Source organism: Peribacillus sp. TH16 (assembly GCF_016651095.1).
Classification (GTDB): Bacteria; Bacillota; Bacilli; order Bacillales; family DSM-1321; genus Peribacillus; species Peribacillus butanolivorans.
This window is the reverse complement of sequence record NZ_JAEKEM010000003.1, coordinates 322,071-343,061: the sequence shown is the minus strand read 5'-3', so window position 1 is coordinate 343,061 and position 20,991 is coordinate 322,071. Positions and strand designations below refer to the sequence as shown.

General features: G+C 36.5%; 22 protein-coding genes and 1 pseudogene. 20 read left to right on the top strand and 3 right to left on the bottom strand.

Features of this window, described 5'->3' with window-relative positions:
* The first annotated feature begins 138 nt into the window (after positions 1-138).
* Genes JFV29_RS12955 through JFV29_RS12945 form a run of 3 tightly spaced genes read left to right on the top strand, consistent with a single transcriptional unit; the run spans position 139 to position 2,025 of the window.
* On the top strand, positions 139-375 hold the full coding sequence (locus JFV29_RS12955; RefSeq protein WP_201184174.1) for a hypothetical protein: 237 nt from the start codon (positions 139-141) through the stop codon (positions 373-375).
* A 9-nt stretch (positions 376-384) separates the two neighbouring features.
* Entirely contained in the window at positions 385-1,329 is a 945-nt protein-coding gene (locus JFV29_RS12950) for an EamA family transporter (RefSeq protein ID WP_201184171.1), read from the top strand.
* Positions 1,330-1,353: 24 nt separating this feature from the next.
* On the top strand, positions 1,354-2,025 hold the full coding sequence (locus JFV29_RS12945) for a class II aldolase/adducin family protein (RefSeq protein ID WP_201184168.1): 672 nt from the start codon (positions 1,354-1,356) through the stop codon (positions 2,023-2,025).
* A gap of 444 nt (positions 2,026-2,469) precedes the next feature.
* Here the strand turns inward: JFV29_RS12945 and JFV29_RS12940 are convergent, their stop codons facing one another.
* Positions 2,470-3,762 carry an SLC13 family permease gene (locus JFV29_RS12940; RefSeq protein WP_201184165.1) on the bottom strand — a complete coding sequence of 431 codons (1,293 nt, stop codon included), beginning with the start codon at positions 3,760-3,762 and terminating at the stop codon, positions 2,470-2,472.
* A 990-nt stretch (positions 3,763-4,752) separates the two neighbouring features.
* Here JFV29_RS12940 and JFV29_RS12935 point away from each other — a divergent pair.
* Both JFV29_RS12935 and JFV29_RS12930 read left to right on the top strand, forming a co-directional pair.
* Positions 4,753-5,691, top strand: coding sequence for a DMT family transporter (locus JFV29_RS12935; RefSeq protein WP_201184162.1), 939 nt, complete (start codon positions 4,753-4,755; stop codon positions 5,689-5,691).
* Positions 5,692-5,764: 73 nt separating this feature from the next.
* Positions 5,765-6,541: an IclR family transcriptional regulator gene (locus JFV29_RS12930; protein WP_201184160.1), complete on the top strand. Its 777-nt coding sequence runs from the start codon at positions 5,765-5,767 to the stop codon at positions 6,539-6,541.
* Between the two features lie 192 nt (positions 6,542-6,733).
* On the opposite strand, the gene JFV29_RS12925 is transcribed toward JFV29_RS12930, so the two are convergent.
* Both JFV29_RS12925 and JFV29_RS12920 read right to left on the bottom strand, forming a co-directional pair.
* Positions 6,734-6,949 (bottom strand): hypothetical protein, encoded by a 216-nt coding sequence (locus JFV29_RS12925; protein WP_201184157.1) that lies wholly within the window; start codon positions 6,947-6,949, stop codon positions 6,734-6,736.
* Positions 6,950-7,306: 357 nt separating this feature from the next.
* Complete coding sequence (locus JFV29_RS12920; protein ID WP_201184154.1) at positions 7,307-7,489, bottom strand: hypothetical protein; 183 nt, start codon at positions 7,487-7,489, stop codon at positions 7,307-7,309.
* A 318-nt stretch (positions 7,490-7,807) separates the two neighbouring features.
* Here JFV29_RS12920 and JFV29_RS12915 point away from each other — a divergent pair, with 318 nt between their 5' ends.
* The 15 genes and pseudogenes from JFV29_RS12915 (at position 7,808) to JFV29_RS12845 (ending at position 20,825) form a co-directional block, all read left to right on the top strand.
* Positions 7,808-9,064, top strand: a complete 1,257-nt coding sequence (locus JFV29_RS12915) for an aromatic ring-hydroxylating dioxygenase subunit alpha (protein ID WP_201184151.1) — start codon at positions 7,808-7,810, stop codon at positions 9,062-9,064.
* A gap of 62 nt (positions 9,065-9,126) precedes the next feature.
* Positions 9,127-9,327 (top strand): hypothetical protein, encoded by a 201-nt coding sequence (locus tag JFV29_RS12910; protein ID WP_201184148.1) that lies wholly within the window; start codon positions 9,127-9,129, stop codon positions 9,325-9,327.
* 16 nt (positions 9,328-9,343) lie between these two features.
* Positions 9,344-10,072 (top strand): class II aldolase/adducin family protein, encoded by a 729-nt coding sequence (locus tag JFV29_RS12905; RefSeq protein ID WP_201184145.1) that lies wholly within the window; start codon positions 9,344-9,346, stop codon positions 10,070-10,072.
* Between the two features lie 25 nt (positions 10,073-10,097).
* Positions 10,098-11,312, top strand: a complete 1,215-nt coding sequence (locus JFV29_RS12900) for a Gfo/Idh/MocA family protein (protein ID WP_201184142.1) — start codon at positions 10,098-10,100, stop codon at positions 11,310-11,312.
* Positions 11,313-11,350: 38 nt separating this feature from the next.
* Complete coding sequence (locus tag JFV29_RS12895; protein ID WP_201184139.1) at positions 11,351-12,364, top strand: NAD(P)/FAD-dependent oxidoreductase; 1,014 nt, start codon at positions 11,351-11,353, stop codon at positions 12,362-12,364.
* Between the two features lie 31 nt (positions 12,365-12,395).
* Positions 12,396-12,641, top strand: a complete 246-nt coding sequence (locus JFV29_RS12890) for a ferredoxin (protein ID WP_201184137.1) — start codon at positions 12,396-12,398, stop codon at positions 12,639-12,641.
* Between the two features lie 252 nt (positions 12,642-12,893).
* Complete coding sequence (locus JFV29_RS12885; protein WP_201184134.1) at positions 12,894-13,706, top strand: dioxygenase family protein; 813 nt, start codon at positions 12,894-12,896, stop codon at positions 13,704-13,706.
* A gap of 625 nt (positions 13,707-14,331) precedes the next feature.
* Positions 14,332-14,838, top strand: coding sequence for a GNAT family N-acetyltransferase (locus JFV29_RS12880; protein ID WP_201184131.1), 507 nt, complete (start codon positions 14,332-14,334; stop codon positions 14,836-14,838).
* A 51-nt stretch (positions 14,839-14,889) separates the two neighbouring features.
* Complete coding sequence (locus JFV29_RS12875) at positions 14,890-15,030, top strand: hypothetical protein (protein WP_201184128.1); 141 nt, start codon at positions 14,890-14,892, stop codon at positions 15,028-15,030.
* Positions 15,031-15,257: 227 nt separating this feature from the next.
* Positions 15,258-15,543: pseudogene (locus JFV29_RS12870) on the top strand (IS110 family transposase); the annotation flags it as partial.
* Positions 15,544-15,792: 249 nt separating this feature from the next.
* A complete protein-coding gene (locus JFV29_RS12865) occupies positions 15,793-16,689 on the top strand; it encodes a MerR family transcriptional regulator (protein WP_207203186.1) in 897 nt (298 codons plus the stop codon).
* 132 nt (positions 16,690-16,821) lie between these two features.
* Positions 16,822-18,309 (top strand): UbiD family decarboxylase, encoded by a 1,488-nt coding sequence (locus JFV29_RS12860; RefSeq protein ID WP_201184126.1) that lies wholly within the window; start codon positions 16,822-16,824, stop codon positions 18,307-18,309.
* 104 nt (positions 18,310-18,413) lie between these two features.
* Positions 18,414-18,989: a non-oxidative hydroxyarylic acid decarboxylases subunit B gene (locus JFV29_RS12855; RefSeq protein WP_201184123.1), complete on the top strand. Its 576-nt coding sequence runs from the start codon at positions 18,414-18,416 to the stop codon at positions 18,987-18,989.
* Positions 18,990-19,090: 101 nt separating this feature from the next.
* Positions 19,091-19,552 carry a pyridoxamine 5'-phosphate oxidase family protein gene (locus JFV29_RS12850; protein ID WP_201184120.1) on the top strand — a complete coding sequence of 154 codons (462 nt, stop codon included), beginning with the start codon at positions 19,091-19,093 and terminating at the stop codon, positions 19,550-19,552.
* A gap of 436 nt (positions 19,553-19,988) precedes the next feature.
* Positions 19,989-20,825 carry an alpha/beta hydrolase gene (locus JFV29_RS12845; RefSeq protein ID WP_201184117.1) on the top strand — a complete coding sequence of 279 codons (837 nt, stop codon included), beginning with the start codon at positions 19,989-19,991 and terminating at the stop codon, positions 20,823-20,825.
* Positions 20,826-20,991 lie beyond the last annotated feature (166 nt).

Sequence of the window (20,991 nt, the reverse complement as noted above, 5' to 3'; positions counted from 1 at the left end):
ATGGTTTTTTATTTTTGATATGAAAAAATAGAAATTGTTCCGTATATAAGAACCGCTTTCACTGCTAGATTACTTTTCAATATAAAATAACCCTACTAAGTATTACAGAAAAACAAATATAATAGGAGGTCATTTAATATGTATCAAACAGATCAATTACACATTCCAGAGTATTTATATGGAAAAACAATCGCAATTTTAGGCTACAGCAATGAAGGAAAGGAATATGCACAGTTGCTGCGGGAGCATCAAATTCCGGTGGTTATTGGATTGAGGCCTGTTGATGATGTATGGGCTGACGCTGAACGTGATGGGTTTGATGTGAAAACCCTGTGGGATGCGGTAGAGTTAGCCAGTATTATTCAAGTGTGGTAGAAAGGTATCATGGGAGAATCATTTGCGTTTTTGGCTGCATTTTCATTTGGATGTGCAAATGTAATGGTAAAGAAAGGGACTAAACCAAATTCAATCGATAACGGAACGTTTTTATCTATTTTAATCACCTTTTTTCTTGCGGGGGTCATAGCTCTTGGAAGAGGAATGGTAAAAGGATGGGTTATTTTTACTGCTGAAGGCATTGGGTGGTTTGTCATAGCTGGGATACTGACGGCATTTATCGGGCGAATTCTTTTATTTAAATCCATTCAGCATTTAGGTTCTGTCAGAGCTTCCGCCATTAAGCGTTTAAACCCTTTGTTTGCCGTTTTAATCGGCATATTCTTTCTTCATGAATCTTTAAACACTTGGAGTATACTAGGCATCATTTTTATTTTCGGAAGCTCTGTCGTGCTCATGTATGAATCGTTCATCGTTGCAAAAAAGAATAATAAGAATGTACACGCTTCCAAACAGGCGAAAGCTGGTGACGGCTGGTTCATCCGATTGAAAACGATTGCTAGTTTCAGTTATGTTTATGGAGTCATTTCTGCTTTCGCTTATGCGATTGGGTACGTGGTGAGAAAAGAAGGATTAGACGAAATGCCTGATCCGTATGTGGGGACAATGGTTGGCGCACTTGTTGGCATTCTGGTCTTTTTAATCCTTTCCTTATTTCAGAAACGATACAGACAGTCCATTCAGTCCACTTTCTCAAGTTTTCAGCCATGGTTGTTTGGCGCAGGAATCGCTACATCAATGGGTCAAATCTTATATTTCGCCGCATTATCACAAAGCGGAGTTTCTCAAGTAGCTGTTATAGCTTCAACAGACGTGATCTTCACGTTATTTTTGTCTTCCTTGGTTTTTAAAACTCATGAGGGGATTACAAAAACGGTCATCTACGCTTCGATTACGGCAATGGTGGGAGCGGGGTTAATAGCCTTAGGTTAAAGAAAACTGTGGTGGGTGAGTAGTATGCAAAATCAAACCTTAAAGGAACAGCTGGCCATATCAATCCGTATGATGGAACAAGCAAACCATATCGACTTTAACGGTCATATGAGTGCCCGTGTTCCTGAAACTGACTTTATTTTGATAAACTCCGCTGGAGCGAGTAGAAGCACATTAACTGCTGACGATGTAATAATGATTGATTTGCAGGGAAATGTCATTGAAGGGGATGGGAGACCACCAAATGAATTTCCGCTTCATACGCAAATTTACAAGCGAAGAAAAGATATTCAAGCCATTGCTCATACTCATCCCCGGTGGTCCACAATGTTTACAATCGCTAAGATCCCATTGCGGCCGGTCGTTATACAAGGTGCAGTATTAGGAGATATTTCGGTATTCCCCAAATCACAGTCAATCAGCGAACAAGAAATTGCGAATGATCTGGCTGAAAAATTGGCAGGGCATCACATTATACTATTGAAGTCCCACGGAGCGGTCATTACTGGTACAACAATAGTAGAAACGTTCGTGCGCAGTGTATTTTTAGAAGAGAATGCTTATCGTCAGTACATGGCAAGTCAATTGGGGTACGCACATTCCCTCGAGGACGAAGATATACAACTAACAAAAAATGTGATTTGGCAGCCGAATAACATTAAAAAAATATGGGATTATCATTACAGCAAGCTATAATGATAATCTATATAGATCCACATGGCTGGAGGATAATTTTTTTCTAAAACAGAAATGGTGAAATAGTAGGCTGGTATAACAGAAAAAGGAACTTAGCAGTATTGCTATCAAACATTTACTCAAATCCAAAGAGATTTTACCAAAGGTATTGAATTACTAGAAATTGAGTATAGTGAAGGTATATTTATAAAATTTGCCTACGCATATCCCGGAAGAACATCCACTGTAAATCAATCGCCTGACATGCAATAAGCTTCAATAATACTCAAAATCCCTCTCGAATAGATAGGGATTATTTATTTATTTTTTTCTCTTTTTTCATAGTTTTGACTAGTAAATCTACTTTAAATAACAAAAAAACCTCACCGGCTAGATGCCGATGAGGTTTTCTTGTGGTGTACATATAGTTATCGTTTTTTCTACTAAATTATTGTTTTTTATCTATCAAAACATACCGCCAATTACTACAAAAAGCAGCCATGCGAGTCCGGGGCCGAGTGTGATGAAGATACCAGTAGTAATCAAGAGTTGTCTGAAGAATACTCTTTCTTTCATTCCCTGTACATTAGCCAGTAAAAGTGCTCCAGCAGATGAAAGAGGACTTAAGTCAACAATGCTGGAGGATGCAGCAATCGATGAAATAATATTGATAGATGAAATATCTGGATCCTGCAAAAGTGGTGTTGCAATTGGGATAATAGATGCTAAGAAACCAGTTGTCGAGGCAAAGGCAGACACAAATCCACCAACGTATGAAACCGCCAGAGATGCTAAGAGTGGGTTATCCATCCCGGATATAAGCCCGGTCACATAGGTCATTACACCTACTGTTTCCATCACATTTACGTATGTCACGATCCCCGTTACGAGGAAAATAACACCCCATGGCATTTCTTTCAATACGCCTTCTTGTTTTCTTGGGGCTAACAATGCTAATGCTGATCCGACTATAATCGCCGCAAAACCAATATTTATATCAAACTTAAGAGTTAAGATACCTAAGACGACAATCGCCGCAAGACAGGCTGCTTTATATAAATCTAATCCGCCTTCACGCCCTATTGCCGGATTGCCATCTGGTTTGATGGCCTCTACTGGGAATCCTGTAATACCTAGAGTAGCCGGTCTATTACTAAAGTAACGATGGCCGCCAAACATGAGGTATACAATCATTGCGACGAGTCCGAAATATATTAAGCAATTAATTAATAGCAATGCTGGGGAATATTCAAGATCCCTAGATTGCATACCGCCGTTTATAATAACTCCAAAGACATTTAGTGGTGAGAAGGAACCTGCTTGCATCCCCATAATAATCATTATACCCATCATTAACGGACTGATTTTATTTTTGTGTGCTATTTTTAATGCGATTGGAGCAAGAAGAGAAACAACCGCAATTCCATACGTACCAACGCCTGCAAGTACCAATGCCAACAGGAACATTAGCCAAGGTACCAGACCAAGATTGCCATTGACTGAGCGGAGACCGTATTCAGCGATTAGATCTACGACCCCACTTTTTTGGATTATCGTGAACAAAAATGTGATCCCTACAATAATGATAAACAGTTCTACTGGAAATGCGCCATAAATTTCATCCATGCTAAGTTCACTTACTAGGGAACCGACTATAAAAACAGCCAAAAAGCCCCAAACACCTATATTAATCGGTAAGCAAGCGCCCAAAACAAATATAATTAGAAGTACACCGATTGCAATTATTTCAATACTCATTAAATCTCCTCCAAATAAAAAATGTGAAAAGAAGAATACTACAATTTAAGCATTCAGTATAATAGCGCTTACATTTATTGATTGTACACTCTCCCGTGAGTGATGCAAAGATGTTGACTAACACCTCCTGTATTATTTGAATATAGATTTCAAAGACTAGGAATTTCTTTCATAACTAGGATTATTTATAAGTTAATTGATATTTGTCTTTCATACAACACTAGTATTCTGATATATGCAACAAATGATATAATTATAAATTTTTGAAATTATTAGTTTGATCGCGATATTTTTTATAAATAAGCTTCACAAATTCTTGTTGCATCTTTTTTTTAGTATAAACCAGTATTTTATAATGTTAAAATCGAATAAAAATTATTGCTCTACTAGAAGTAATAAGATTATTTATATGTTGGTGTGGGAGGTAAGAAAAATAATAAATATATTTGTTGCTTATAGAAGAACGAGGTAGTTGTATCGTGAACAAGTTTCCCTTATCATGAATTTTGAATAGTAGAAAATTATTCAAATATGTATATATTTTGTTTGATATTTGTAGAAGAATTTTATACTTCGTGTAAGCGCTTTACATGAGACAAGATATTAATAGGAGGGATGGAACCTCGCTAAATATTTTTCTGCGACCCATTTCCACCCCATAACCAGGTATAGAAAATTAAAAGATATACACATTAACTTGCCAATCGTATTCTCTTTATTAAAAAGGGAAGCAACAGTAGTACGTAAGAATATAAAATTATTATTTATTTTAGCAATTACGGGTGGATAGCTATAACTTATTTATTATTGGTGGTGAATAATACATTAGCAATCAACAGTAGTTTGCTTAGTAGATATCAGCCCTTTGCATGATATTCACGTTGTCTTTCATCCGTATAGAAAAAAGAGTATGCACCCAAAACGTACAAATTTTTAGGTCAAATGAATTCAGAAAAGAGCAATATATAATAGAAGAAAGGGGGATGAAAGATGGGAGAAATGCTCGCTCTGCTGTCCATGATATTGTTTTCAGCGAATATCATACTTACAAAGTTGGCGATTGCCCGACTGAATTTAAATCTCGGGTTTCTGATATCGGTAGCGGTTAATGTGTTATTTGCTTTTTTTCTTTTTTTTATTCAAATTATCTTTTTTGATGCAGGTGATCTAGCTTGGCATACAAAAGGTTTTTTTCTTTTTTTGATAGCAGGATTCTTTGGTACATATTTGGGTAGATGGTTTTTCTTTGAAACGATAGCTAAATTGGGACCAACACGCGCAAGTGCTTTCCAAGTGACAAATCCAATATTTACAACAATCATTGCCTGGCTTTTTTTGAAGGAGCAATTAAGTTCAAGGGACCTATCTTCTATCCTATTAATACTGTTTGGCTTATTACTAGTATCTTATATCCCGCAACGATCAAAAAATGAAATAGTTAAAAAAAGAAAAGTGATAAACTTTCAACCGTTCCCTGAGTTGTCCTTCAAGGGATTAGTACAATCAGGAATCCTTGTGGCTTTACTTAGTTCATTAGCCTATGCCATTGGTAATGTTATAAGGGGAGCTGCCATTTTAAACTGGGATCAACCTATTTTAGGGGGAGCACTGGGTGCATTACTTGGATTTGTGTTGCATGTAGCTACGAGTAAAAGTAAACGTAACTTTTGGCGACAATTTAAAGAGGCTGATATCACCGGTGTTTGGCTCTATGTTATCAGCGGAATTATTACCATATCTGCTCAAATTTCTGTAATTGCATCGATGCGATATATACCCATTTCTGTAGCTAATCTTATTACGCTCTCAACACCAATTTTGGTAACTCCAGTGAGCTATTTCCTATTTAAAAATCAAGAGGGTATTACTTATCAGACTTTAATAGGCATAGGCTTAGTTTTAAGTGGTTTAGTTTTTATTGTCTTATAAAAATACAGACTATTCTGTGTATGATATGATGAAGCTAAATCGTTCTTAAAAAATAAGGGGAGGGAGGGGTATCATGGGTAACGAATTAAATAAAAACTATTTACTTTCTTCTGTGAAGAATGCACTGCTAATTATGCGGAGTTTCACAATAGATGAGCCGGAAAAAAAAGTAACAGACCTAGCACTTTCGCTAAATTTAGGAAAAAGTACTGTCAGTCGCTTATTATCTACTCTAGCAAGTGAAGGCTTTGTTGTAAAAAATCCTGAAACAAACAAGTATCGCTTAGGCTTATCTATCTTAAATCTGAATACCATCGTGACAAACAATATCGAAATTAATCGAGACTCTGAGCCTATTTTGAGAGAACTTGTAAATGAAGTCAAAGAAACTGCACATATCGCTGTCTTAGAAGGAACGGATGTGGTTTATCTATATAAAGTTGATTGTAAGCAACCTGTGCAAATTTTAACTCATATTGGAAAAAGAAATCCGGTTCATGCTACCAGTTCCGGGAAAGTTCTAATAGCTCATCGGGCGGAAGATGTTATTCTTAATTTAATAGATAATGGATTGTATGGATATCAGAATAATACCATTACTAATCCTGAACAGTTACGTGATTGTTTAAACCTCGTCAAAAAACAGGGATTCGCAACAAGTTCGGAGGAACTTCTTGATGGTGTAGTATCTGTAGCGGCACCTATACGTGACTATACCGGAAAAGTGGTTTACTCAGTTTCTGTTACAGGTCCCGAACATCGTATGAATCCACAGAACCCGGCACTAGTAAATAAAGTAATAAAGGCAGCGAAAGATATATCCGAGAATTTGGGTTGTTGGAAATATTAGGTATATTATAGATATTACTTAAAAGAGAATACGTTATAATTAAAGTTAGGAGAGAAGACCAATTTTTAGGTGGTTACTCTTTTTTAAAGGTGCGCTAGAGGCGGAGCATCGAGGAGATTTGAACAAAACCAATAGAAAATAAAAAGCATTACTATCCCCTAATAAGGGTGGTAATGCTTTTTTGATTTTCTGTTATCTAATTTGTTTTACTTGTTGTTGTTTATTGAAACGTAATACAGTGTTCCAGCTTCCAGATAACTGTCCTGCTACACCTATAGTAGTTTTTTTTTGATGATCAAATACACTTAGCAGTATCGCGAGATAACGTCCGCTGAATTTGGACCAAAAATCCGTCAACAAGATTGACAACATCGTCCTTGAATCATCTGCTTCTTGCAGAATTAACACTGTAGCCGTTTCATTACCTTCTGTAAGGCATGGGCGCAAAAATTTTTGAACGCTCTGCTAACGTCATTTTTTTTCCACGGACCGTTCAGTGTTTGCCGTGCTTGAGCAAGATCCACGTCTTCTTTTCCGCCCTCTGCTACAGTGCCAACCACATATTTATTTTTTGCTGCACATAAAAGAACAACGCTGTTGTATAGTTTGTATTTATTAATTAACCTTTAAAAGAAACTAAATGTAGCATTCGTACAATCTCGTATATTTTCTCAAATAACCTGAAGAACCTGATAAAAAAGGTAATGAAGCTGATAGAAAAACTTCGAAGGGTCTTCTTAACAAATGAAAGATGTTTTTCATCGTTCATTTTTCCACATCTCTGTTCCGTATCCAGCCATTATTGGACAAAATTACTGGAATCAATAAAAAAGTGCAGTCAGCCGAATAATGGCGACGGCGACTCTCGCCAGTGATGACTTTTTCTATAAAAATAAATTTCCGCTTGGAATTTTCGTTTTGGTGCAGATTTTCATTTGATTTTAGCATATGTCCGCCTGATTCAAGTGCAACGATAGGTTCCTATTACCTTATTTTATAAGATTAGGGATAAAAATAGTTTCAACTTATACTGATAAGAAAAAAAAAATGAAGTGTTGCTTATAGCAGAACATGGTAGTTGTATAGAAAACACTTAATCCTTAGAATGGGAACTACAAAAACTAAAACAGAGGTGATTCATCAGGGGTTAATATCTGATAATTGTTAAAATTAAAAAAACTGGAAACGCATACAGTTGGTTAATTAGTAATTAGTTATCATAAAAAATTTTCAATAAACTTATTTTCTATTAAAGGAGAGATGACAATGTTAAGCAAAGAACAAAACGAAGACTTGATTCAAGTTGGAGCTGGAAAGTCGATGGGGGAGCTTTTAAGAAGATATTGGCACCCCATTGCTATTAGTACAGATGTGGAAAAAATCGGTACCATTAAGAAATTAAAAATTCTTGATGAAGAACTTGTTTTATACCGTGATAAATCTAATAATCTTGGTTTAGTAGCTGATCGTTGTGCTCACCGTGGGGTATCACTTGAGTATGCCATACCGGATGAGTGTGGATTACGCTGTCAATACCATGGCTGGTTATACGATCAAACAGGACAATGTGTCGAACAGCCGAATGAGCCAGAAGATAGCACATTTAAAAAACGAATCAAGATCTCAGGTTATGAAGTAAGAGAGTTAGGCGGTTTAGTATTTGGTTACATGGGTCCTAAACCTGCTCCTGAATTGCCAAATTGGGATTTATTTGTTCAGGAAAATGTTATTCGAACCGTTGGATATGCAGAGATACCATGTAATTGGGTGCAAATTATGGAAAATTCACTTGACCCAACACATTTAGAGTGGTTACATGGACATTATTTTGAGCATGTATTTGAGCAACAAGGTCGCCCGCAGAATGAATGGCCTATAACAAAGCGACACCTGAAAATTGGATTTGATGAATTTGATTATGGAATTATTAAACGTCGAGTTTTAGAAGGGCAAACAGAAGAAAATGAAGATTGGGCAGTCGGCCACCCCATTGTTTTTCCAAATTACTTGAGAGTCGGAGATAGTGGAGCACACTCTTTCCAAATCCGGGTACCAATAGATGATACACATACATTACATTTTTGGTATACATGTTTTGTTCCAGCTGAAGGTGTCAAAGTACCTGAAAACTATCCTATATCATCCTATGAATGTCCAATTTATGATGAAAACGGGAAATTTGTAACGGACTACATCGATGGACAGGATATGATGGCGTGGATTACGCAAGGTCCTGTCGCTGATCGAACTGTGGAACGACTTGGAACATCTGATAAAGGGATTATTATGTATCGCCAAATGCTGAAACGAGAGTTGAAGAAGATGAAAAATGGGGAAGATCCAAAGTGTACAATTCGGGATACACAACAAAATCAGTACATTGAATTGCCGCAGGAAGAAGACAAATTTAGTGAGGGTGGGTTATTGTCAGGGGTAGCTATTCATTGGAATACACGCTATGCGCCAAACCTACATGAGATTATTGAAATCTGTAAAGGTGAACCGATTTCTTCTAATAGTTAATTTATATAACAGCCCTTCTATTAAGAGGGAGGGGCTGATTGTCCCTTTAGGAGGTTTTTAAAATGGCGGAGAAGACAAAGTGCAACATAAAATTGAAATACTGTCCGAATTGCGGGGAGTCATTATTAAAAGCTGGCAGTCTTCTGAATGAATATTGGATCTCTGAAGATACAGCTTACTTTTGCTGGTGTGGAGAGTGTTCATGGAGAGGCGAAATTATCGAGGTAACACGTGTAACCGGCCCAGAATTAGTTACATCATAAAAGAAGGGGTGGTAGGATGAATGACTCATTGGAAGAGCTTAGAGAAAAAGTAGCTCTATCTTGTAGAATTTTAGCCATGGAAGGATTAGTGGATGAAACATTAGGTCACGTAAGCGCCCGTATTCCGGGAACTGATGAAATGTTTATACGCTGCCGTGGTGAATCGGAAAAAGGGCTTAGATATACGACGTTTGAAACAATTAGGCAAGTGGATTTTGATGGTCATGGAGATGATTTGCAGGGCGTGTATCATGTCCCGAAAGAACTTTCTATACATGGTGAAATTATGAAATCGCGTTCTGAAGTTGGCTGTGTTATTCATGCCCATCCGCCAGCGACTTTAATTTGTGGTATTACCGACCTGGAATTCCGGCCAATTTTTGGTGCATTTAACATACCAGCAATGCGAATGGCCCTGGAAGGTGTTCCTGTTTTCCCTAGATCTTATTTAGTAACACGACCAGAACTGGCAGCCCCTATGATTGAAACAATGGGAAACAAAGATATTTGTTTAATGAAAGGGCATGGTATTACAGCTACGGGCGCAACGGTTGAAGAAGCAACGATTAATGCGTTGAATTTTAACACACTGGCAAAAGTGACATTGGAAGTAGGGAAAACAGGAAGAGAAGTCCCATCTATTTCCGAAGAAGATATTGCGGAATTACCTGATTTGGGGACAAAGTTTAATGCTAAATGGGTCTGGCAATATTATGTAAAAAAATTAAAAGAGCAAGAAAAATAAATAAATAAAGAAAAGGAGGAGACATATGCCTTTTAAAAAACAAAGTATAAATATTGGAATTGTTGGTTTAGGGATTGCGGGAGCATCGATGATACCGGCAATCCTGGCACATCCCCATGTGAACTTAGCTGCAGTAGCCACGAGGAATCAAGAACGTCTTGATAAGTTTGCAAAAGATTATCACGCAGAAACCTATTATACAATAAATGAATTGTGTACGAATCCAGATATAGATGCTGTCTACATTGCCACGCCGACAGAGCTGCACACGGAACATGTCCGCATTGCCGCAGAGGCAAAAAAACATATTATTGTAGAAAAACCCTTAGCTACTTCTTTAGAAGATGCTGAGAGAATGATTGAGCTTGCTGAAAAAAATGGTGTTCACCTTATTGTAGGTCATTCTCACAGCTTTGAACCGCCTATTCAAAAAATGAAGGAAATTATCGACAGCGAGAAACTTGGAAGAGTCTTAATGATTCACAATTGGTATTACAACGATTGGATTTACCGCCCTAGAACACCTGAAGAATTAAAGACAGAGCTTGGTGGGGGTGTGACATATCGTCAAGGGTCTCATCAATTTGATATTATTCGGCTTTTAGGTGGTGGAGAGGTAAGAAGTATAAGGGCAGTCACAGCCATTTCGGATAAGGAAAGGCCGACAGAAGGGACCCATACCGTCTTTTTAGAGTTCGAAAATGGTATTGCAGCAACGGCTGTATACAATGGTTACGATCATTTCCATACGACTGAGTTAACGTTTGATATCGGGGAGGGCGGACCTCTTTCAAACATAGGGGTTTATGCGCATGCTCGCAGGACGATTAAAGAAACAAACTCTCTAGAAGATGAGGTGGCCTTAAAAGTGGCGGCAGGGTATGGAGGAAGTCGATCCAAAAATTATCAAGAGGCGGAAAAACACCATCCTTTTTTTGGTTTAACCATTGTGAGCTGTGAAAAGGGTGATATCCGGCAAAGTCCAGAAGGTTTAATCGTTTATGGTGATGAAGAAAAATATACGGTTCAAATCCCTATGGAAGAGACCGGACGGATAAACGTTATAAATGAATTATATGAAGCTGTATGTAAAGGAGTAAAGCCGATTCATGATGGTCGGTGGGCAAGAGCCAACTTAGAGGTATGTATAAAAGCGATTCAATCCTCAAAAGAAAGAAAAGAGTTGTATTTGGAGTATCAGGTACCGGTTAAAAAAGAGTCAGTTGAGAATAAAAGGTAATTTTTTACGGGATTCAAAATGAGCAGAGGTGAAATGAGATGGAAGAAAAGATTTTAGATATTACCATTATTGGCGGAGGCCCGGTCGGATTATTTACAGCTTTTTATGCAGGGATGAGACAAGCATCTGTTAAAGTCATCGAGAGTTTGCCTCACTTAGGAGGACAGCTTTCTGCTTTATATCCCGAGAAGTATATTTACGATATAGCTGGATTTCCAAAAGTGCGCGCTCAGGAATTAGTGGATAACTTAATTGAACAAATGAGTCTATTTAAAGATAATACAACCATTTGCCTTGGACAATCTGTTCTGCAGATTGAAAAAAAGGATGGAATCTTTACGATCAAAACAGAGAATGAAACCCATTATTCAAAAGCTATTATTATTACTGCTGGAAATGGGGCTTTTCAAGCAAGAAAGTTACCGATAAAAGCGTCGGAAAAACAGGAAAGTTCGAATGTTCACTATTTTGTAAATGATTTAAACCGATTTGCTGGGAAAAGAGTGGTCGTATTTGGTGGAGGGGACTCTGCTGTTGATTGGGCGCTAATGTTAGAATCGATTGCTGAAAAAGTTACACTTGTTCATCGACGTGACAAGTTCCGTGCACATGAGCATAGTGTAACGATGCTTGAGGAATCGAAAGTCGATATTGTTACCCCATATGTTCCTATTCGTCTAGTTGGCGATAACGCAGTGGAAAAAGTAGTGCTTGAAGAAGTTAAAGGGAATGGCGAGATAGAGCTCGAAGTTGAGGATGTTTTAGTCAATTATGGATTTATTTCATCATTGGGACCAATTAAAAATTGGGATCTCGTAATTGAAAGCAATTCTATATTAGTTAATTCGAAAATGGAAACCAATATTGAAGGAATTTATGCTGCAGGAGACATTTGTACGTATGAGGGAAAAATAAAATTGATTGCGACTGGATTTGGTGAAGCAGCTACTGCAGTTAGCAATGCAAAAGTTTATGTAGAACCTTCAGCTAAAGTGCAGCCACTGCATAGCACGAGCTTAATGGAAAACAAAAAAGATAAAGTACGAGTTTAAACGCTAATTTGGATTTATGGAGGTCTTTAATATGACGAAGTTCACATGGGTAGATCAAGACACCTGTATCGCGTGTGGGGCATGTGGAGCAGCTGCACCAGAAATTTTTGATTATAACGATGAAGGGATAGCTTACGTGATCCTGGACGAAAATCAAGGTAATTGTGAAGTACCAGATGAGTTGTTGGATGAGTTAGATGATGCTCTTGAAGGTTGCCCAACAGATTCGATTAAAATATCAGACCATGCATTTACAGAAGAAATGAAAATCAGTTAGAGATTTTTTTCTTTGGCTGGGAACTTTTCAGTGAAAATCTTCTCCTCTCCTTTTAGTTTCCAGCTCATTCGTTTAACTAGCAGCAATCGAATGATTACGTGAAATTAAAGAAGAGAAGTGAATCCAAAACTGAATGAACAAATGTATATATTAAGCTGGTAAGCATAATTACCTCCTTAGTGCAATGGGTTAGGAATTACAACTATTTTTGAAAACACTTATATAAATTGAACATTAATTGGGGGAAGAGGAATGAAGAATCAAAAAGTAATCAATGTTTATAATGGGTTGGTAGTTAAATTTAAGGAATTAGTTAGTGAATACGAAATTGATCATAATGACTATCAAGCTCTAGTTGATTGGATGGATCAACTAGGTAAAGCAGGAGAAATTCCGTTGTTTATGGATGTTTTCTTTGAAACTCATGCACTTCAAGAAATGTATAGAAGTGTAAAAGGAACGGAACCTACTATTCTAGGACCCTATTACATTGAAAATACGCCAGTCGTCCAAAATCCAGGAGTGTTGCCACAACGTGAAAATGAACCAGGTGACGCACTTTACTTTTCAGGATCTGTGAAAGATGTAAATGGAAATCCGTTGGCAAATACAAAAATCGATATGTGGCAGGCGGATACAAATGGTGAATACTCATACTTCGCTGAAGGTATTCCAGATAATAATTTACGTGGTGTATTCTACACAGATTCGAATGGTAATTTTGAAATTAAAACAGTTGTACCAGGTAATTATTCAATTCCAACAGATGGACCTTCTGGTCAGTTCTTAAAGTGGATTGATCATCATGCATATCGTCCAGCACATTTGCACCTGTTATTCCAACCGGAAAATGGCGATAGATTAGTAACACAAATTTATTTTGAAGGCGATGAGTATTTAGAAGATGATGTTGCACAAGGTGTTCGTGGAAGTTTAATTACGAAGTTAGATAAACATCCTGGTGCAGAAAAAGGATTGAAAAATGATTATTATACGGCTCATTTAGATTTTGAACTTAGATTACAAGATAAACCCGTTTTCAACAAAGCTGTTTTGAATAAATAATTGTTAATAAACGTAAATTAAGATAATCTATTTATATTTACAATGGAAGTAAAAAGATTGGCAAGGAATAGTGGAGAGTCGAGAAACTATAAACTGAAAATCAAGGTGCAAAAGAAGGGTTCGTCATTAAAGGTATATGCACAAGACAAATCAGGCAATAAGAGTCAGAGTAAAACGGTAAAAGTGAGTTAGGTTTTACTTGGACAATATTTGTATCTGAGTGAGGAATAAAACGTTTTATTCTTGAGGTAATACTGCTATGAGTATTACCTCTCTTTTTTAGTTTTGTTTTTAATAACCATTATATAACTAGATAGGCAGAGTTGTTAAAAGGCGGTTTTTATTAATAAATAAGTATTACACTCCCACAGTATGTTAAATATTCTATTCCCTTTGATTATCAATAAAAACCTGTTTATAGACATGATTTTACGTATGTTTTATGTATAAAAAGGACTCCTTTCTTTATGCAAATCTTATAGAACAAATAGGAATTTCTATAACGATTGTTATTTCATAATTTTTCCTTATTAAACTAATTGGCATTCATATTCCATGAATGGATTAATAAACATAGAGAGTTATAATATAAAAGTATAGCGGAATAAGAGGAGTGGTTGATTAAATGGTAAAAATTCGTAAGGCTTTATGTTATGAAGTAGAAATGATTCGAGAACAAAGAGTGAAGGCCTACGAAGAACATGCACAAAGCATTCCTGAAGGGCATTGGGATGCTCTGAAGAAAGCTATATCGTCAGATGCCGATGAACAGAGAGATGTTGAACTTCTAGTTGCTGAATTAGATGGGGAAGTGGTAGGGAGTGTTGCTTTGTTTCCTGCGAAATCAGATGCCTACAAAGGACTTGTTGATATGTTAGATTATCCTGAGATAAGAATGCTTGCAGTCACACCACAGTCACGACACAAAGGTGTTGCTGAGGCATTAATAAAAGAATGTATTCGTCGAACAAAAGTAAAAGGTTCACAGCACATCGGCTTACATACCGCAGATTTTATGAAAACTGCTATGCGATTGTATGAACGTATGGGCTTTGTACGAATGCCACAATTCGACTTTCAACCTGCTGATGACGGAATCATTGTGAAGGCGTACCGACTATCTATCGAATGAATAATATCACAAGGAAAAACAGTCACTTTTTGTTCAGGGGGAAATATATTCTTGAAAATAGTTAGTATTATCTTAGCGCTAATTGTTCTTGCTTTATCAGCCTATCAGCTAATTACTGAGAATTTGGAGTTGATGCCGTATAGTATGATGTTCATGGGGGCAATTATGTTAGTGACAGGACTAGCGAACTAACTATCGGGACAGCATTCCTGTAATAACTATCGTCCACAAGGTTTAATGGGCACAAAAGAAATAACATCCATGTTTGAAAATGAGATTTGAGCAAAAAAATAACCTCTTGGTAGAATGAGAGAGTCCTGAAGCTGGCCAGCGAAAAGGACATTACTCAAATACCATGAGGCATTACCATGAATTATAACCAAAATGGAAAGATTGCTCAAATTACTTCTTAGACTCTAATTATAGATGTCGATATTGCTAAGTTCAAGCATGTCGCACGGGCGCAGAATTTCAATATTTCCTGGAATGGATCTATCAATTAAAGCAAGAACAGAGCATGGAAAAAGTGATGGTAGGCATGGAGCCTATGGGTCATTATTGGCTGAACTTAGCTCACATTCTAAAAGAAGATGAGATTAAGTTTGTCGAGTCAATCCGTTACACGTAAAGAAAAGCAAGGAGCTCGACTACAATTCACCGACTAAAAATGATGTGAATGATGCCAGAGTCATTGCACAGTTAGTAAATCGCTTTTTGAAATTGGATACACTTCAGTACATCAAGCTTTACAAGATAGAATAAGCATTTTAACCGTACTTTACTTATTATTAAGAGGTTGATATGATTCATATTTTTCGAGTGTCAGAGTCTTTGAAATTCCACTCAATAGAAATGAAAAAAAGATAAGTTAGGGAAGGAATAGATTGTATCATAAAACTGACCCTCTGCCATAAGGAAATAGATTCTATTTGTATAGGGAGGATTAATAAATGAATGATAGAAGAAACAGTAAAAGTAAGACTAAGAAAAATATATAAAAGGCTTTGCAGAGGAGGAACACATGTGGGAGATTACTTATCAATCAGTGAAATGGCATCCGTTCATAGTATCTCAAGGCAAACACTCATTTATTACGATAAGATCGAATTGTTTAAACCTGTACATATTGATGAACATGGTTATCGATATTACAGTGCAGTTCAGATTCCATTTCTAAGGGAAATTTGCTTTTTAAAGTCTATTGGCATCAAACTGAATGATATTAAGCACCATATAGGAAATAGGAATTTATCTACTGCCATGTCACTTTTGGAATTTCATCAAGAATTCATAGATAAAGAAATTAACTCCTTGATGAATATACGTACATTTATTCAACAGAGATTAATGAAATATTCAGAAGCCAAAAATATTAAATGTGAATTGGATAAACCTATTATAGAAGAATTTCCAGAAAGGAAAGTCTTGTTTATACCATTTGAAAATGAATTGTGCCGAGAAGAATTACATTTAACGCTGATGAAAGCTTGGAATGTCTTAAGTAAACATGAAATGCTTCCTTCCGAGGGGTTTGGTACTGTTATCTTAAAGGATAATCTAGGAACGGATGATATTTTCGAGGGTGCGGGAATCTATACTTCATTACCTTTTACAGACCCTGATATGGATAATATGATGACTTTTCCTGCTGGGCAATATGCATGCGTTTATAAATATGGAATGCCCTATAATATAGAGATTTTAAATAAACTGGTTCAATGGATCAGTGAAAACCATTATAGAATTGTAGGGGATGTTATAGACGCTTGTTTATTAGATACGACTTTTTACGAGAATGATAATAGTGTAGATTTTTGTCAGTTACAAATCCCTGTAGAAAAAATTACTTGAATTTTCAAATATCTATTGACTGTATAGTAGAAATACACATTAATATATTCCTTGTAACCGTTATCATATAGTTTCGTTGAAACCGAATAGTACATAGGGCACTGATATTATGAATGCTAGGGGGAATTTTTAATGTCTACAAAAAAGAAAAAAGTAACTGATTTACGTTCTGCTTTAGAACTTCTACAAACAATTTCAGGACAATTAATTGAAACCAATGAACTAGTCAATCCACATGCTGAATTATCAGGGGTTTATCGTCATGTAGGGGCTGGCGGAACAGTAATGCGTCCAACAAAAATTGGACCTGCCATGGTTTTTAATAATGTATTGGGGCATGAAGATGCAAGCGTACTGATCGGGCTTTTAGCTAGTCGTGAAAGAGTTGGCCTCATGCTTGATACAAAACCAGAGCGACTAGGGTTCCTGTTAAATGAAGCGGTTAAAAATCCAATTAATCCCATTACCATTTCAAACGATAAAGCGAAAGCTCAAGAAGTGGTTCACTATGCAGAAGATCCAGATTTCGATATTAGAAAACTAATTCCTGCACCTACGAATACAGAGGAAGATGCGGGTCCATACATTACGATAGGTATGTGCTATGCCTCTGATTCAGAAACGGGTGAATCAGATATTACGATACATCGTTTATGTTTACAAAGTAAAGATGAGATGTCTATGTACTTTGTTCCAGGCCGCCATTTAGAAGTTTTTCGTGAAAAGGCAGAAAAAGCCGGAAAACCATTACCTATTTCCATTAGTATCGGCGTTGACCCTGCTATTGAAGTCGCTGCTTGTTTTGAAGCACCAACGACACCGCTAGGCTTTAATGAATTGAGTGTTGCAGGAGCGATTAGAAATGAAGCTGTTGAACTAGTTCAATGCTTGACCATTGATGAAAAAGCTATCGCAAATGCTGAATATGTAATAGAAGGGGAATTGGTTCCTGGAGTACGTGTGCGAGAAGATCAAAACACCAATACCGGAAAAGCAATGCCGGAATTCCCAGGTTATACGGGTTCGGCTGTTGCGGAACTGCCTTTAATCAAAGTAAAAGCTGTTACGCATCGTGTCAATCCAATTATGCAAACAGTTATTGGTCCAAGTGAAGAACATGTGAATATGGCTGGTATTCCTACAGAAGCAAGCATACTTCAAATGGTGGAAAGAGCAATGCCAGGCAAATTATTAAATGTTTATGCCCATACATCAGGCGGCGGTAAATACATGGCTGTTTTACAATTTAAGAAAAGTCAGCCAAGTGATGAAGGACGTCAAAGACAAGCTGCCTTGTTAGCATTCTCTGCATTTTCTGAGCTTAAGCATGTCTTTATAGTGGATGAAGATGTGGATCCATTTGATAGTAATGATGTATTATGGGCACTTAATACACGTTTTCAAGGGGATGTTGATACAGTTTTCATTCCTGGAGTACGTTGTCATCCGTTAGATCCTTCACAAGATCCGGCTTACAGCCCGTCTATTCAGGAAAAAGGGGTTTCCTGTAAGACAATTTTTGACTGTACAGTGCCTTATCATTTAAAAGGTGAATTTAAAAGATCAGAATTTAAAGAGGTAGATCCAAGTCGTTTTGCTCCAGAATTATTTAATAAATAATTAAACTTTACTTCGTGTATGGTGAAACTGACCATCGATGGGGATCATTGATGGAAGTTCCACTTTATAAAACACATAAAAAATGAAAAAAGAGGGGGAATTGGATGAAAATCATTGTTGGAATAACAGGAGCAACTGGAGCCATTTTTGGGATTAGGATCCTTCAAATGCTTAAAAATAGTGAAGTGGAGACTCATTTAGTAATGTCTCCTTGGGCTCATGCTACTATTCAACACGAAACCTCTTATTCTGTTAAAGACGTGGAAGAGTTAGCTGATTATTCCTATTCATACAAAGATCAAGCTGCTAGAATATCCAGTGGATCCTTTCGAGTTGATGGGATGATTGTAGCTCCTTGCAGTATGAAAACCCTTGCCTCGATTCGAATGGGATTAGCTGATAATTTAATAACACGATCTGCTGACGTAATGTTAAAAGAACGAAAAAAATTATTATTGATGACAAGAGAAACCCCTCTAAATACGATTCATTTAGAGAATATGACAGCACTCTCAAAAATGGGAACTATTATATTCCCTCCGATGCCAGCCTTCTATAATCATCCAGAAAACGTTGACGATGTCATTGACCATCTGGCATACAGAGCATTAGATCAATTTGAGCTAGATGTTTTCGGTGCGAAACGGTGGGACGGAATGAAATATAGCAGCAAAACATAGATGGATGATGGTGAATTTTCTGAAATCATTAACCTATATGATATTTTTTCATTACTTTTTATATAGGCCCTTGGTTCAAAATGAAGAAAAAGGTGAAAAAAATGAATAGAATAGAAATGTCAACAGAGGTAGTCGACTTGTTAAATGGCGAAGACCTTACTGACAAACAGCATGAAGCCATGATGTTGTTAACGGTAAGTGAAGATGGGTGGCCACATACAGCGATGATAAGCGTTGGAGAAATCGTAGCCATAAGCGGTGAGGAACTACGAATTGGATTATGGCCAGATACATCGACTACAGCCAATATCATTCATACAAATAAAGCTACATTGGTTCTGTTTTGGAGAGGGAAAGCGCATTATATTCGACTTTCTATTGAGAGACTAAAAGAGTTGCCAACTGCACGATACCAAAGAGAACGATTTTTAGCTAGAGTTGTCTCGGCACGTGAGGATGTTGCTAAGTATGCAGATATCACCTCTGGCATTAAAATTAAGTTGAAAAATTCTAAAGAAGTCGTTGAACGATGGGGCCAGACTATTGAGGATATACGTCGGTAAAGTTCAGCAACTTTCACGGAATCGATCTTAAGGAATGGAAATTTGTTAAAGAGTAATGAAAAATCCAAAAGAACGAAAAAAATTTGATATTATTAAAATTTCATGTAATATGGAATTATTACATGATATAAATCTTGCCTATTCATTAACTATTAGAAAACGCCCTTTTTTAATGAAATTAATGAAGTGACCGGCTATCTTAATTTCACGATCAGTTACTTGATGGTGAAGTTAAGGTAGCTTTTTTTATTAAAATTGAAAGCGTATTTATGAAAGGGGTGAAAATACTCTGTAGAAAGAGTTAGAAAAATCCTTGTCTCCAGATAAATAAATGAAAGCTATGAAAATTTGGTTAATTAGTTGAAAAATGTTGCTTACAAGCAAATAAGTTTGTAAATAAACAAACGATGATAGGTACTATGAGGAGAGTGTGACTATGAAAATGTATGTAAAAGAGCTGGGAAATCGAAGAATCCAAATTGCAGATTACCCAGGAACGAAAGGAACAATCATTGCTATACATGGCTTAACGGGAAATCATAAGCAAATGCATTATTATGCAGAAATGTTAAAAGGAGAGTACCGAGTCATTTCGATTGACTTGAGAGGAAGGGGGAATAGTTCAGAAACAGATGAGCAGACTTCTCTTTTCAAACATGCAGAAGATATTATAGCGTTAATCCAAGAATTAGACATTGAAAATCCAATTTTAATGGGGTATTCAATGGGAGCATTCATAGCAGCGGTTGTAGCTAGTAAATTAAATAATCAAGTAAAAGGCTTAATTTTACTGGATGGTGCAGCTACTTCAACTCAACAACAAAGGGACATAGTACAACCATCACTTGGAAGGTTAAGCAAAAAATATGAATCCCAAAAAAGTTATGTCATAGAAATTAAAGAAATCTATAATCGGTTGGGTGTTAAATGGACGGACCATCTGCAAAGTGTGGTAGAGTATGAGGTTCATGAAGTAGATGGTGGCTGGGAGAATAAGTCATCTGAATATAGTATTCTTGCAGATTTCAATAGTTTTTATTCATTTGTCCCTAAAGAAGTATGTACACAAATAAACTGCAAAACCTTATTAGTCTATGCTAGTGGTAAAATTGGAGAATTTCCCCCATTATTTTATGAAGAAGCTTATGAAGATACGAAGAAATATACTGCGGATATTGAAACCATTGTTTCAAAGTGCAATCACTATACAATGGTGTTTGAAAATAGAGAGGAAATTAACGAAGGAATAAAAATATTTTTAGCAGGAATTTGATTTTTTTGAAAATATTTTTAAAAAATGTTGAAATTAACAGAAAATAGTGTAAAATTAGAATATAAAATTAATTATTGCCTATTCATTAGCTTTTAAAAAATAACCTTTTTTAATAACAACTAGTGAACAACTGGCTACCTTTAACAACTGCTGTCAATTTTTGATA

Bases quoted from the DNA above. Each gene is read 5' to 3' on its own strand.
- JFV29_RS12900 (WP_201184142.1), top strand. From the start codon at position 10,098: ATGCCTTTTAAAAAACAAAGTATAAATATTGGAATTGTTGGTTTAGGG.
- JFV29_RS12855 (WP_201184123.1), top strand. From the start codon at position 18,414: ATGAAAATCATTGTTGGAATAACAGGAGCAACTGGAGCCATTTTTGGG.
- JFV29_RS12865 (WP_207203186.1), top strand. From the start codon at position 15,793: ATGATAGAAGAAACAGTAAAAGTAAGACTAAGAAAAATATATAAAAGG.
- JFV29_RS12845 (WP_201184117.1), top strand. From the start codon at position 19,989: ATGAAAATGTATGTAAAAGAGCTGGGAAATCGAAGAATCCAAATTGCA.
- JFV29_RS12930 (WP_201184160.1), top strand. From the start codon at position 5,765: ATGGGTAACGAATTAAATAAAAACTATTTACTTTCTTCTGTGAAGAAT.
- JFV29_RS12910 (WP_201184148.1), top strand. From the start codon at position 9,127: ATGGCGGAGAAGACAAAGTGCAACATAAAATTGAAATACTGTCCGAAT.
- JFV29_RS12880 (WP_201184131.1), top strand. From the start codon at position 14,332: ATGGTAAAAATTCGTAAGGCTTTATGTTATGAAGTAGAAATGATTCGA.
- JFV29_RS12905 (WP_201184145.1), top strand. From the start codon at position 9,344: ATGAATGACTCATTGGAAGAGCTTAGAGAAAAAGTAGCTCTATCTTGT.
- JFV29_RS12915 (WP_201184151.1), top strand. From the start codon at position 7,808: ATGTTAAGCAAAGAACAAAACGAAGACTTGATTCAAGTTGGAGCTGGA.
- JFV29_RS12885 (WP_201184134.1), top strand. From the start codon at position 12,894: ATGAAGAATCAAAAAGTAATCAATGTTTATAATGGGTTGGTAGTTAAA.
- JFV29_RS12920 (WP_201184154.1), bottom strand. From the start codon at position 7,489: ATGCTAAAATCAAATGAAAATCTGCACCAAAACGAAAATTCCAAGCGG.
- JFV29_RS12950 (WP_201184171.1), top strand. From the start codon at position 385: ATGGGAGAATCATTTGCGTTTTTGGCTGCATTTTCATTTGGATGTGCA.
- JFV29_RS12940 (WP_201184165.1), bottom strand. From the start codon at position 3,762: ATGAGTATTGAAATAATTGCAATCGGTGTACTTCTAATTATATTTGTT.
- JFV29_RS12850 (WP_201184120.1), top strand. From the start codon at position 19,091: ATGAATAGAATAGAAATGTCAACAGAGGTAGTCGACTTGTTAAATGGC.
- JFV29_RS12895 (WP_201184139.1), top strand. From the start codon at position 11,351: ATGGAAGAAAAGATTTTAGATATTACCATTATTGGCGGAGGCCCGGTC.
- JFV29_RS12945 (WP_201184168.1), top strand. From the start codon at position 1,354: ATGCAAAATCAAACCTTAAAGGAACAGCTGGCCATATCAATCCGTATG.
- JFV29_RS12935 (WP_201184162.1), top strand. From the start codon at position 4,753: ATGGGAGAAATGCTCGCTCTGCTGTCCATGATATTGTTTTCAGCGAAT.
- JFV29_RS12955 (WP_201184174.1), top strand. From the start codon at position 139: ATGTATCAAACAGATCAATTACACATTCCAGAGTATTTATATGGAAAA.
- JFV29_RS12890 (WP_201184137.1), top strand. From the start codon at position 12,396: ATGACGAAGTTCACATGGGTAGATCAAGACACCTGTATCGCGTGTGGG.
- JFV29_RS12860 (WP_201184126.1), top strand. From the start codon at position 16,822: ATGTCTACAAAAAAGAAAAAAGTAACTGATTTACGTTCTGCTTTAGAA.